At 59.2% G+C, this 12667-nt stretch carries 11 protein-coding genes; 10 read left to right on the forward strand and 1 reads right to left on the reverse strand.

The window, feature by feature from the left end:
- Nucleotides 1-33: 33 nt before the first annotated feature.
- The 9 genes from secA to MGLY_RS07855 all read left to right on the forward strand — a co-directional run bounded on the left by secA (nt 34) and on the right by MGLY_RS07855 (nt 11393).
- Complete coding sequence (gene secA / locus MGLY_RS07815; protein ID WP_156272830.1) at nt 34-2721, forward strand: preprotein translocase subunit SecA; 2688 nt, start codon at nt 34-36, stop codon at nt 2719-2721.
- A gap of 322 nt (nt 2722-3043) precedes the next feature.
- Nucleotides 3044-4151 (forward strand): peptide chain release factor 2 gene (gene prfB / locus MGLY_RS07820; protein ID WP_156272832.1). Its coding sequence is split into 2 segments (ribosomal slippage): nt 3044-3112 and nt 3114-4151, totalling 1107 coding nucleotides; the frame shifts between segments, so codons are not numbered across the junction.
- A 150-nt stretch (nt 4152-4301) separates the two neighbouring features.
- Nucleotides 4302-5693, forward strand: coding sequence for a radical SAM protein (locus MGLY_RS07825; RefSeq protein WP_156272834.1), 1392 nt, complete (start codon nt 4302-4304; stop codon nt 5691-5693).
- 42 nt (nt 5694-5735) lie between these two features.
- The gene (locus tag MGLY_RS07830) at nt 5736-6407 is read left to right on the forward strand and encodes a LexA family transcriptional regulator (protein WP_156272836.1); all 672 of its coding nucleotides are present in this window, start codon (nt 5736-5738) and stop codon (nt 6405-6407) included.
- A 62-nt stretch (nt 6408-6469) separates the two neighbouring features.
- On the forward strand, nt 6470-8134 hold the full coding sequence (locus MGLY_RS07835; RefSeq protein WP_156272838.1) for an ABC1 kinase family protein: 1665 nt from the start codon (nt 6470-6472) through the stop codon (nt 8132-8134).
- Nucleotides 8135-8186: 52 nt separating this feature from the next.
- Nucleotides 8187-8441, forward strand: a complete 255-nt coding sequence (locus MGLY_RS07840) for a 4Fe-4S binding protein (RefSeq protein ID WP_156272840.1) — start codon at nt 8187-8189, stop codon at nt 8439-8441.
- 94 nt (nt 8442-8535) lie between these two features.
- On the forward strand, nt 8536-9378 hold the full coding sequence (locus tag MGLY_RS07845) for a YitT family protein (protein WP_156272842.1): 843 nt from the start codon (nt 8536-8538) through the stop codon (nt 9376-9378).
- Nucleotides 9379-9383: 5 nt separating this feature from the next.
- A complete protein-coding gene (locus MGLY_RS07850; RefSeq protein ID WP_277997906.1) occupies nt 9384-10199 on the forward strand; it encodes a transketolase in 816 nt (271 codons plus the stop codon).
- A 258-nt stretch (nt 10200-10457) separates the two neighbouring features.
- Nucleotides 10458-11393 (forward strand): transketolase family protein, encoded by a 936-nt coding sequence (locus MGLY_RS07855; protein WP_156272844.1) that lies wholly within the window; start codon nt 10458-10460, stop codon nt 11391-11393.
- A 413-nt stretch (nt 11394-11806) separates the two neighbouring features.
- On the opposite strand, the gene MGLY_RS07860 is transcribed toward MGLY_RS07855, so the two are convergent.
- A complete protein-coding gene (locus MGLY_RS07860) occupies nt 11807-12154 on the reverse strand; it encodes a helix-turn-helix transcriptional regulator (protein ID WP_246187440.1) in 348 nt (115 codons plus the stop codon).
- 129 nt (nt 12155-12283) lie between these two features.
- Between MGLY_RS07860 and MGLY_RS07865 the strand changes: the two genes are divergently transcribed.
- Complete coding sequence (locus MGLY_RS07865; RefSeq protein ID WP_156272846.1) at nt 12284-12529, forward strand: helix-turn-helix transcriptional regulator; 246 nt, start codon at nt 12284-12286, stop codon at nt 12527-12529.
- Nucleotides 12530-12667 lie beyond the last annotated feature (138 nt).

Below are 12667 nucleotides of genomic sequence, written 5' to 3' on the forward strand. Positions count from 1 at the left end.
TAGGGTTCCTTTTATATTGAGGTGATAAAAGCAATGCTGGGAATATTGCGTAATCTGCTTGATGATAATGCCCGCGATATAAAAAAATTAAGCCGCCAGGTCGAGGCCATCAACGCCCTGGAACCGGAAATCCAGGCCCTGCGGGACAGCGACCTCCAGGCCAAAACGGCTGAGTTTCGCCGCCGCCTGGATAACGGGGAAAGCCTGGATGAACTGTTGCCGGAGGCCTTTGCCGTGGTCAGGGAAACCTCGCGGCGGGTCCTGGGCCAGCGTCACTTTGATGTCCAGCTCATGGGGGGGATTGTCCTCCACCAGGGCCGCATTGCCGAAATGAAAACCGGTGAAGGCAAAACCCTGGTGGCTACCCTGCCGGCCTACCTCAACGCCCTCACCGGCCAGGGGGTGCATATTGTCACCGTCAACGATTACCTGGCCCGGCGGGACAGCGAGTGGATGGGCCGGATTTACCGCTTCCTGGGACTGAAGGTGGGCCTGATTGTTCATGGCCTGGACGCGGCCGCCAGGCGAGAAGCCTATGCCGCCGATATAACCTATGGTACCAACAACGAGTTCGGTTTTGACTACCTGCGGGACAATATGGCCCTGCATCCTGAGGAGATGGTCCAGGGGGAGCTAAATTACGCCATTGTTGACGAGGTGGACAGCATTTTAATTGACGAGGCCCGTACTCCCCTGATTATTTCCGGTATGGCTGAAAAGCCGACGGAAATGTATTATACCGTGGCCCGGATTATTCCCCGTTTAAGGCCGGGGATAGATTATACTGTGGATGAAAAGGCCAAAGTAGCCACCCTGACGGAAGCCGGGGTGGCCAGGGTGGAAGAAATGCTGGGGGTGGACAATCTCTACGACGATGCCAATATCGAGCTTTCCCACCATGTCAACCAGGCCCTCAAGGCCCATACCCTGATGAAAAGGGACCGGGACTACGTCGTCAAGGACGGCCAGGTAATTATCGTCGATGAATTTACCGGGCGGCTCATGTTTGGCCGGCGCTACAGCGAGGGGTTGCACCAGGCCATTGAAGCCAAGGAAGGCGTCAAGATTGAACGGGAATCCCAGACCCTGGCGACCATTACCTTCCAGAACTACTTCCGGATGTACCGTAAACTCGCCGGCATGACGGGTACGGCGGCCACGGAAGCAGAGGAGTTCCGCAAGATTTACCACCTGGATGTAGTGGTGATTCCCACCAATAAGCCCATGATCCGCAGGGATTACCCTGATGTCGTCTACCGGACGGAAAAGGGTAAATTTGAGGCGGTAGTAAACGAGATCTGCGAGCGGCACGCTAAAGGGCAGCCCGTACTGGTGGGCACCATTTCCATCGAAAAATCGGAACGCCTGAGCGAGATGCTAAAAAGGCGGGGCGTACCCCACCAGGTACTGAACGCCAAGTACCATGAAAAGGAAGCTGAGATTATCGCCCAGGCCGGCCGGCTGGGCGCGGTGACCATTGCCACCAACATGGCCGGCCGCGGTACGGATATCATCCTGGGGGGTAACCCGGAGGCCCTGGCTAAAGAAAGGATGCGGCAGGCCGGTTTCAGCCCGGAACTGATTGCCGCGGCAAGCTGGTTTAAAGTGGATGGAGAAAACCCGGAGGTAGAGGAAGCCCGGCGGGCCTACCAGGAGTTCCTGGCCGCAGCCCAGAAGGAGACAGAAGCTGAACGGGAAAAGGTCGTGGCCCTGGGGGGTCTCCATATTATCGGTACCGAGCGCCATGAGAGCCGGCGCATTGACAACCAGCTGCGCGGCCGCGCCGGCCGCCAGGGCGACCCGGGCTCCAGCCGCTTCTACGTCTCCCTGGAAGACGATTTAATGCGCCTCTTCGGGTCCGAGAGTTTAACCGGGATTCTCGACCGCCTGGGGATGGATGACAGTACGCCCATCGATCACCCCCTGGTGTCCCGTTCCCTGGAGCAGGCCCAGAAAAAGGTGGAGGCCCATAACTTCGACATCCGCAAGCACGTCCTGGAATATGACGACGTCATGAACCAGCAGCGGGAGATTATCTACCGCCAGCGGCGGGAGGTGTTGGCCGGGGCGGACCTGCGGCCGACCATTGAAGACATGATTACCACCGTCGTGGACCGGACCGTCGACCGCTTTGCCGGCGAGAGCAAGTACCCCGAAGAGTGGGACCTGGCCGGTATGCTGGAATACGCCGAACAGCTCTTTTTACCCAACTGCAACCGCGAGGCCTTAATCCAGGCCAGCCGGGAAATGGAAAAAGAAGAAGTCTATGGCTTCTTAAGGGAAAAGGCCCTGGAAGCCTACCGGCAGCGGGAAGCAGAGCTGGGCCCGGAAAATTTGCGCGCCATTGAGCGCCTGGTTCTCTTAAGGGTAGTGGACATCAAGTGGATGGATCACCTGGATGCCATGGACCAGCTGCGCCACGGCATCGGCCTCAGGGCCTACGGCCAGCAGGATCCCCTGGTGGCCTACAAGTTTGAAGCCTACCAGATGTTTAACGACATGATCGCCTCCATTCAGGAAGAAGTCGTCCGCTATCTCTACCGCGTCAAGGTTGTCCAACCGGAAGCCGAACGGCCCCGCCAGGTGGTAGAAAACCGTTATGCCGGGGAAGAATCAGGGCCGCGGCAGCCGGTGCGCCGGGAGCAAAAGATAGGCCGTAACGACCCCTGCCCCTGCGGCAGCGGCAAAAAATACAAAAAGTGCTGCGGGGCAGGAAAGTGAGGGAAGAAACTATGTTTATCAACTGTTGCCGGGTATGTCCCAGAGCTGCGAATAGCGGAGCGCCGGTAACAGGACAGGCGAGGTGAGGCTAACCGTTGCCGCCGCCGAGGACGCCTGAGCGAACCTTTGAGAGGGAATTATTGCCAACTCATAGAAAGATCAAAGCTTGCGGAACCAGTAGCCTTTTCATTGGTAATCCGCAGGCGGCGTGCAACGGTCCGAACCGAGCCGTTGTCCTGTCGGCGCGTAGCTCCTGAGCGGCGAAGGGACATACCCGGCCTTGAAAATATTTGTTTAAGATCTTTACTAGAGGTGATCAGCCATGCTACAGGACTATAAAGGCCGCCTGGAGGATTTAGCCCGGCGGCTGGAAGAATTGAGGGTTTCCCTTTGACCTGGAAGCAGCAACGACAGAAATAGAACGCCTGGAAAAGGAGATGCTCAGCCCCGGCTTCTGGGAAGACCGGGTCCGGGCCGAGGCCGTGGGCAAACGCCTCAACTACCTTAAAGAAAAACTGGCCCGGTACCAGGAACTGGAGAGGAAGTATACCGAGGTCCGGGAACTCTGGCAATTGGCCCTGGACGAAGAAGATACATCCCTGGAAGCAGAGATCGCCGGGGAACTGGCCGCCGTAGAACGCCAGGTAGAGGAACAGCTCCTGGCCACCCTTTTGAACGGCCGCTATGACCGTCATAATGCCATCCTCTCCCTGCACCCCGGCGCCGGGGGCACGGAATCCCAGGACTGGGCCGCCATGCTCCTCAGGATGTACAACCGCTGGGCCGAAGACCACGGTTACCAGGTGGAACTCCTGGACTACCTGGAAGGGGAGGAGGCGGGGATTAAAAGCGCCACTATCCTCGTCAAGGGCGAGAATGCCTATGGCTACCTCCAGGCCGAGAAGGGCGTCCACCGCCTGGTGCGGGTTTCGCCCTTTGACGCCGCCGGTCGCCGGCATACCTCCTTTGCCTCCGTCGACGTTATCCCCGAGGTGACGGCCGATGAGGAAGTGGTCATTAACCCCGACGATTTAAAGATCGATACCTTTCGCTCCCAGGGTGCCGGGGGCCAGCACGTCAACAAGACGGATTCGGCGGTACGCATAACCCACCTGCCCACAGGGTTAGTCGTTACCTGCCAGAACGAGCGTTCCCAGCACGCCAACCGTCTTGCAGCCATGAAAATTCTCCAGGCCAAACTGGCGGCCTTAAAACGCCAGGAACAGGAGGCGGAACTAGCCCAGCTCCGAGGTGAGCAGCGGGAGATAGCCTGGGGGAACCAGATTCGTTCCTATGTTTTTCACCCCTACAGCCTGGTCAAAGATCATCGTACCGAGGTAGAAACAGGCAACATCCAGGCTGTCATGGATGGCCAGCTGGATCCCTTTATCCACGCCTATTTACACTGGCAGCGGCGCCAGAATGGGTAAAAGCCCGGTTTTAAAGCCGGGCTTTTGCCTTGACATGGCCTGGAGTTTAGTGTAGGATGAAAGCGGGTCATTTGGGTCTTTTGGGTATAATATTTGGGTTTCTGGGCATTGCTAAAGGAAACTGCATCAGGAAAGGAGAGGGGTTGAGCAATGGTCGCCGTGCGTGCCAACCTGGACCTGGCCAAAAGGTACGTGGCCGAAAAAGTTTTACGGGAAGCCTTCGGTTACATGGAAAAAAATCCAGAAGAGAATTTCCCCCGCCTGCTGCATGTGGCCCGGATGCTGGCCCGGAAAGAAGTACATAAGCAGCAGATCGCCAAAGTCCTGGAGGCTTACCGGCAAAACCCCAGCATCCACGCCTATGTAAACCGCCTTTTTAACCTGCACCCCAATGTCAAGCAGCGCCTTATTTACAACTGGTTCGTCAACGCCATGCTCCTGGGCATCCCCCGCCAGCAACAGGTGGAAAAGGAGACGGGCGTCCATATTCCCAACTTTTTCCTGCTGGACCCCACCAGCGACTGCAACCTGCGCTGCCACGGCTGCTGGGCCGGGGAGTATGCCCACCATGACAGCCTGGAACTGGACCTGGTGGACCGCCTCTGCCGGGAGGCCAAAGAAGTGGGCATCTACTGGCTGGCCATGTCCGGGGGCGAGCCCTTCCGCTGGCCCCACCTCTTTGAACTGGCAGAAAGGCACCCGGATATGACTTTCATGCTCTACACCAACGGCACGTTAATTGATGACGCCGTTGCCGACCGCCTAGTGGAAGTGGGCAACATTACGCCGGCCATCAGCCTGGAAGGCTGGCGGGAACGCACCGACGCCCGCCGGGGCAAAGGCGTTTTTGACCGGGTCATGGCGGCCATGGACGCCTTGAGGGAACGGGGCCTGGTCTTTGGCGTTTCCCTTACCATTACCCGGGAAAACGTCGAGGAAGTAACCAGCGATGCCTTTATCGATTTCCTGCTGGAAAAGGGAGTTATTTACGGCTGGAGTTTCCACTACATTCCCATTGGCCGGGAACCCAATCCCGAACTGATGATCACTCCCGAGCAGCGGGCCTACCTGGTGGAGCGCGTGGCCTATATCCGTAACCACAAGGGCCTGCAGCTGGCCGATTTCTGGAATGACGGCGAACTGACCCTGGGCTGCATCGCCGGTGGCCGCCGCTACTTCCATATTACCGCCAGCGGGGCCGTCGAACCCTGCGCCTTTATCCACTTCTCCCTGGATAATATCAAAGAGAAAAGTTTAATGGAGGTGCTCCAGTCGCCCCTCTTCCGGGCCTACCAGCAGCGCCAGCCCTTCAGCGATAATCTGCTGCGTCCCTGCCCCTTAATTGACGTTCCCGCAGCCTTACGGCAGATCATTGCCGCCACAGGGGCCAGGCCTACCCACCCGGGGGCGGAAACGGCCTTAAGCGGACCCATTGGTGCCTACCTGGATGCCAATGCCGCTCGCTGGGGCGCAGTTGCCGATAGAATCTGGCAGGAACGCCACCCGGTGGAAGCAGAAAAAGAATTGACAGCCGGGAAATAAAAGGATATGCTGGGGGTAACATGGTATGGGAGAGGGACGCCTATGCTTACCAGACGCCGATCCCAGTTCCTGGACAGGATCAGGGCAATCTACCAGGAAACCGGGGAGCCGGTCCATTATATTACCGTAGCTGAAGCTTTACAGGTCAGCAAGTGGACAGCCTACGATGTGTTGCTGGAGCTGGAGAAGGAAGGTTTCCTGGAACGGCAGTATATCGTCAACAGTAACGAAAAAACGCCGGGCCGCTCCATGATAATGTTTGTTCCTACCCCCCTGGCCGAAAGTCATTCTACCTTTGCCCTCGACTGGCAGCAGGCCCGCTCCAGGTTGCTGGAAACCTTAAGCAACCTCTTACCCCGGGAGGCCGGCCGGGTGGCGCGGGAACTATTAGAAGAGATGCCCGGCAAGGCCCACCCGGTAATTACCAGCGCCTACACCCTGACTATCCTGCTGGTGTATTTGAAATCCCTGGGGGAAAAGGCCCTGCAGCTGGTGCGCAGTGCCCTGAAGAAAGCGCCACGGCCGGAAGCCGGCCTGCTCCTGGCGACGGGTACGGGCTGGGGCCTGGCCGCCAATATGCTGCCCCAGGGTAACCTGGCCGGACAGCTGGCTGCTTATTTGAGCCGCCTCCAGGAGCAGATCGAGAATTTAACTGGCGGCGAGCACAAACTGCTGCTGGATTTTCTTCATGAAGCCCTGGAACGGGCCAGTTAAAAGGTAAAAGCCCGGTGCTGTATCAGCCCGGGCTTTTTTAAACTAAATGGAGGCTTAAGCTGATGTCCCTGCGGCGCCGTTATATCCACCTCCACCGTTACCGCCAGGTAGTGAATGTCCTGGCCCGCTATGGTTTTGGCTATCTCCTTGACCAGCTGGGGTTGGGCGAGCTAATCTTAAGGCGACCGCGGCGGGAAGCCCCCTTATCTCCCGGAGCGCGCCTGCGCCTGGCCCTGGCTGAACTGGGTCCTACCTTTATCAAGCTGGGGCAAATTTTGAGCACCCGCCCCGACCTTTTGCCAGCGGATATCATTGCCGAGCTGGCCCGCCTCCAGGACCGGGTGCCGCCCTTTCCCTTCGCCGCAGTTCAACATACGGTAGAAAAGGAGCTGGGCCAGCCCCTGGAACAACTCTTTCGCGAATTTGATCCCGAGCCCCTGGCGGCCGCCTCCATTGGCCAGGTACACCGGGCCACCCTGCCCGGGGGCAACCAGGTCATCGTTAAGGTCCAGCGGCCGGGCATAGCAGAACAGGTGCGGGTGGACCTGGAAATTATCTTCGACCTGGCCCGCCTGGCCCAGCGCCATACGGCTTACGGCCAGATCTATGACTTCACCCAGATGGTAGACGAATTTGCCCGCGCCATGGAGGGAGAACTGGATTATACCCGGGAAGGCCGCCATGCCGATCGCCTGCGGGAAAACCTGGCCGGCAACCCCCAGGTCTATATTCCGGCCGTTTACTGGGATTATACCACTGTGCGGGTGCTGACCCAGGAATATGTAGAGGCGGTAAAACTAAACGACCTGGAAGAAATAGACCGGCGGGGTTATGACCGCCGGCGGATAGCCACCAATCTGGCCCGGGCCATTTACCAGCAGGTCCTGGTGGATGGCTTTTTCCACGGCGATCCCCACCCGGGGAACCTGGCGGTACTGCCGGGGGAAGTGATTGTCTTTATGGATTTTGGCCTGGTGGGGGCTTTAAGTGAGGAGCGCCAGGAGCAGTTTATCAACCTGATGCTGGGCATCATCCGCCGCCGCAGCCAGGATGTCCTGCGGACCATTTTGGCCATGGGCGTGGTGCCGGACGGGGTGGATAGGAATGCCCTGAGGCATGACATTGAAACCCTGCGCGATCGCTATTACCACCTCGCTTTAAGCCAGATCAGCCTGGGCCGGGCCGTTGAAGAGCTGCTGCAGCTGGCCTTCAAATATCGTTTACGCCTGCCGCCGGAACTAACCCTGCTGGCCAAGACCCTTATTACCCTGGAAGGCCTGGCCCGGGAATTGGACCCCACCCTGGAGCTCGCTGAACTGGCCGAGCCCTATGGCCGGGAACTCTTACGCCGGCGCTTTAGTGCCGGGGCCCTCTGGCAGGCCCTGGCTGATAACCTGTCTTCCACGTGGGAGATGCTGCAGCACTTGCCCCGCCAGTTCCAGCATATAGTGGAAATGCTGGAAGGGGGAGAATTAACTCTTAAAATTGAACTCCTCAATTTACGCTCCCTGGTGCGGCAGATTGACCGGATTATTAATAAACTAACCATGAGCGTAGTCCTGCTGGCCTTCAGCATCATCATGGCCAGCCTGATTATCAGTACGGCCCTGGGAGCGCCCGGTACCAGCCTCTTTTTCCGCCTGCCCACCCTCGAGATTGGTTTTGGCGCTGCCGGTTTAATGCTTTTGTGGCTGCTGGTGGCCATGTGGCGGGGTAGTCGTGATTGAATAATGTCTCCTGTTAAGGCGAACAATGGAGGTAAAAAGCGGGGGGATGGCCATGCCTTACAGGATAACCAATGCCTGCATTGCCTGCGGCGATTGTACGGTGGTTTGCCCCCGGCAGGCCATTACGGAGGACGGCAGGCCCCATGATGGTGGCGGCAGCAATTCCTGGGAAGGAGTCGCACCCGGGGGGGTTAGGAACAGTTCCCCTGGCAGTCCGGCCGCTTTTTTCCGGATAACGGCTGACTGTGATGCTTGCGGCTGCTGCCGGGAGGTTTGCCCGGCCGGGGCCATTATCTGGGAGGATTAGGCGGGCGGGAGTATGGAGCAGACAAAATTACTGTTGCCAGGCAGGAAAATAGCTTTTTCTGGCGAAAAGGAATAACGTTCCAGGGGGTAGCGGTGTGCGGCGCAAAGAATGGCTTGACTACCTGGGCATTACAACCGGCACCTTGATTACCGCCCTGGGACTGGTGCTTTTCCTGGTTCCCAATAAAATTGCCGCCGGCGGCGTCAGCGGCCTGGCCACGGTGCTCCATTATGTCTTCGGCTGGCCGGTAGGCCTGACCATGCTGGCCCTCAATATCCCCCTTTTCCTGGCCGGGCTGAAAGTCCTGGGCTGGAATTTTGGCCTCAAGACCCTCTACGGTACCCTTATGCTTTCCGTATTTACCGATGCCCTCACCCTGTGGCTCCATGCGCCCACGGCCAATGCCCTGCTGGCCTCTATTTACGGCGGCCTCATGAGCGGTGTGGGGCTGGGAGTTGTTTTCCGCTCCGGCGGGAGCACCGGTGGTACCGACCTGGCGGCCCTCCTCTTTGGCCATTTTCTCCATATCAGCTCCGGGGTGGGCTTGCTCCTGGTTGATGCCCTGGTAATCAGCCTGGCGGGCCTGACCTTTAATGTAGAACTGGCCCTGTATGCCCTGCTGGCCCTAATTTTAACCAGCCGGGCCATTGATGCCATCCAGGAGGGCAGCGGCTATGCCAAGGCAGCTATCATCATTTCCGACCATGCCGAAACCATAGCCCGGCAGGTAATGGAGCAGCTGGATCGCGGCGTAACCGGCCTGGCTGGCCGTGGGCTGTATACGCGCCAGGAACGGGAAGTTTTACTGGTGGTGGTGCAGCGGTCCGAGGTCAGCCGCCTTAAAGCGCTGGTGGCGGCCATTGACCCGCGAGCCTTTGTCATTGTCAGCAATATCCATGAAGTTCTGGGCGAAGGTTTTCGCCAGTGGAGGAGATGATGGGTTTGACAGCAGATTTTCCAGAGTTAACGGCAACGGCGCGTCGGCTGCGGCGGCACATCATCAGGATGGTTGGCGCGGCCGGTTCCGGCCACCCCGGCGGGTCTTTATCGGCGGTAGAAATTATGACGGCCCTCTATTTTAAAGTCATGCGCCTGGACCCGGCCCGGCCGGACTGGCCGGAGCGGGACCGGTTTGTCCTTTCCAAGGGCCATGCCGCCCCGGTCCTTTACGCTGCCCTGGCGGAAAGGGGCTTTTTCCCGGTGGAAAGGATCACCACCCTGCGCCAGCTGGGCAGCCCCCTGCAGGGCCACCCGGACCGTAAAGTCCTGCCGGGAGTGGAGGTTTCCACCGGTTCCCTGGGCCACGGCCTGGCCGTAGCCAACGGCATGGCCCTGGCCGGCCGCCTGGACGGGCGGGATTACCACGTCTATGTCCTCCTGGGCGACGGCGAACTGGAAGAAGGCATGGTCTGGGAAGGGGCCATGGCCGCCGCCCATTATCACCTGGACAACCTGACGGCCATTGTCGATCACAATCATCTCCAGATTGACGGCCGGGTAGAAGACGTCATGTCACCGGAGCCGGTGGCTGATAAATTCCGCGCCTTTGGCTGGGAAGCAAAGACCATTGACGGCCACGATTTCGGCCAGATCCTGGCCGCCCTGGCCTGGGCGCGGCAAGTAAAGGGTAAACCGGCGATTATTATCGCTGAAACCATCAAGGGCAAAGGGGTCAGTTTCATGGAAAACGAGGCCGGCTGGCACGGCAAAGCCCCGAAACCGGAAGAAGTGGAAAAGGCCCTGGCCGAGCTGGCCTGACCGCTACCCCCATGGGCGGCTGACACCCGCCGCCGGTGATGGCTGTTAACGACGGTATGTCCCATAGACGCGAAAAGCAGGGTGCCGGTAAAAGAACCTGCGGGGTGAAGGCCTCCGGCACTCAATCTGGAGTAAGAAAGCTGTTGCTCATACAAGGGCGTACCCCTTGAGGGAGACGCGGAAGAACAAGTAGGGTGAACAGGAAGCCCTTGAGAGATAATACCTTTAGCAGGACACTATTATCGGAGGAAGATATATATGACCAAGATTGCGACCAGGGAAGCTTACGGCAGGGCCCTGGTGGAGCTGGGACGGCAGAACAGCCAGGTAGTGGTCCTGGACGCCGACCTGTCCAAATCCACTATGACCCACTACTTTGCCCAGGAGTTTCCCGAGCGCTTTTTCAATATGGGTATCGCCGAGCAGAGCCTCATGGCCACGGCCGCCGGCCTGGCCTTGAGCGGCAAGATCCCCTTCGCCAGCACCTTTGCCGTCTTTGCCACCGGCCGCGCCTACGACCAGGTGCGTAACGGCATAGCCTATCCTAAAGTAAATGTTAAGATTGGGGCCACCCACGCCGGACTCACCGTGGGGGAAGACGGGGCTTCCCACCAGGCCATCGAAGACATCGCCCTCATGCGCGCCATCCCCAACATGACGGTCATCGTCCCGGCCGACGGGGAGGAAACCAGGCAGGCCGTCTTCGCGGCCGCCGCCCACCAGGGACCGGTGTACCTGCGCCTGGGCCGCCCGGCCGTGCCGGTTATTTACAACGAGAATTATCAATTCCAGATTGGGCGCGCTCACACCTTGCGACAGGGAAAGGATGCGGCCATTATCGCCTGCGGCGTCATGGTCCATGAGGCCTTGAAGGCAGCGGAAGAACTGGCCGCAGCAGGCCTGGACGTCATGGTTGTTAATATGAGCACCATCAAGCCCCTGGACCGGGAGGCGGTCCTGGCGGCGGCAGCCACCGGGGCGGTGGTGACAGCCGAAGAACACACCGTCATCGGCGGCCTGGGGAGCGCCGTCGCCGAGGTCCTGGCCACGGAAAAACCCGTCCCCCTGGCCATGGTCGGCATCCGCGACACCTTCGGCGAGTCCGGCAAGCCGGACGAGCTGATGGCCAAATACGGCCTGACGGCAGCAGACATCGTGGCGGCGGTGAAGGGGTTAAAGGGAAAAAAGGATTAAAATCAAAGTCTCCCTGGAAGCCGCCCTCCGCCGGCGTCCCGGATAAACTGACTACCACAGTTGACTTCTGCGACTTAAAGAACCGCATCGACATTAAACCGCCCCTTAGGGGGCGGTTTTTACTTTTAGCGTGGGGGCAATGCGCCCGCGTGGATGCCGGGACCGGGCCGGTGCCATGACGCCGGCGAGCCGGGGAGGCGTTTCGGGAATTAGTAGGAGCGCTGAAATAATATTGATAATTTGGAAAATATCAGGTGCAGGGGCTGGCAGGAGCGGTGAATAATGTGACGAGGTCTGTTTTTCGTTTGATCGACATGCCGCGCTTCCGGGAAGGAACGCCGGCGAACCGGGGCCGGGGGAACGACTGTCAATGACTGGTTGGGAATAGAACGGGATGGCTTAAAGAGTTACGATTATACATCGTCCGGGATCTGGAGGGCGGCGATAAAGGCGGCGATGTTTTTGGCCGGGACGCCGGTGCGCTCGGACAGCAGCTTGACCAGTGGGTCGGCGGCCAGGGAACGATAGCTGGCCAGGGGTAACGGGGCAGCGGCTCTTTCGACGCCCACCAGCTCGTCCAGGGAAACACCAAAGAGTCGGCTCAGCCTGACCAGCGTCTCCAGGCCGGGCTGCTTCGTCCCGCGCTCCCAGTTGGCGACAGTGGGACGCTCGACGCCGACCATCCTGGCCACGTCTTCCTGCCGCAGGCCCTTCCGCTGGCGCAGCTCCTTTAGCGACTCGCCGAACTTCAGCACGATCATCACCTCCAAAGTTTCTAATAGAAACCTTATATGTTTGGAATCCTATTGACAAGTTTCCAACAGATTACATATAATGTTTCCAGACGGCACATCAGGGGATGAGCAGTACGAGAGAAAAGGAGGCAGCTAATGCGCACTGCCCTGCGCAGGGTCCGGCTCCAGGCCGGCCTGACGCAATCCGAACTGGCCCGACGGGTTGGGTTGACGCGTGCTTCCTACACGAACATCGAGAAGGGGCGCAAAAACCCTTCCGTGGGCACCGCCCTCCGCATCGCCCGGGCCCTCAACCGGCCGGTTGAGGAGCTCTTCGCCGACGAGTCCCCTGCCGTCCAGGACGCCAGGAGCGGAAGGAGGGCGATGCGGGAGGAAGGTTGAACGGGCTCCAGGTGCGTACCGTCGGAAGTAAATATTGCCGTTGCTGCCGCGGATTATGCACAGGGCCGCGGCCTGCCCGGGGAAAGCTGGTGTGCCAGCCGGCGGGCCGGGCGCCGGTCCCGGCGGCGGCGATGCCCG

This window comes from Moorella glycerini (genome assembly GCF_009735625.1).
In the GTDB taxonomy this organism is placed as follows: Bacteria; Bacillota; DSM-521; order Neomoorellales; family Neomoorellaceae; genus Neomoorella; species Neomoorella glycerini.

Coding starts and splice junctions, on each gene's coding strand:
- secA (WP_156272830.1), top strand. CDS start 34: ATGCTGGGAATATTGCGTAATCTGCTTGATGATAATGCCCGCGATATA.
- MGLY_RS07825 (WP_156272834.1), top strand. CDS start 4,302: ATGGTCGCCGTGCGTGCCAACCTGGACCTGGCCAAAAGGTACGTGGCC.
- MGLY_RS07830 (WP_156272836.1), top strand. CDS start 5,736: ATGCTTACCAGACGCCGATCCCAGTTCCTGGACAGGATCAGGGCAATC.
- MGLY_RS07835 (WP_156272838.1), top strand. CDS start 6,470: ATGTCCCTGCGGCGCCGTTATATCCACCTCCACCGTTACCGCCAGGTA.
- MGLY_RS07840 (WP_156272840.1), top strand. CDS start 8,187: ATGCCTTACAGGATAACCAATGCCTGCATTGCCTGCGGCGATTGTACG.
- MGLY_RS07855 (WP_156272844.1), top strand. CDS start 10,458: ATGACCAAGATTGCGACCAGGGAAGCTTACGGCAGGGCCCTGGTGGAG.
- MGLY_RS07860 (WP_246187440.1), bottom strand. CDS start 12,154: ATGATCGTGCTGAAGTTCGGCGAGTCGCTAAAGGAGCTGCGCCAGCGG.
- MGLY_RS07865 (WP_156272846.1), top strand. CDS start 12,284: ATGCGCACTGCCCTGCGCAGGGTCCGGCTCCAGGCCGGCCTGACGCAA.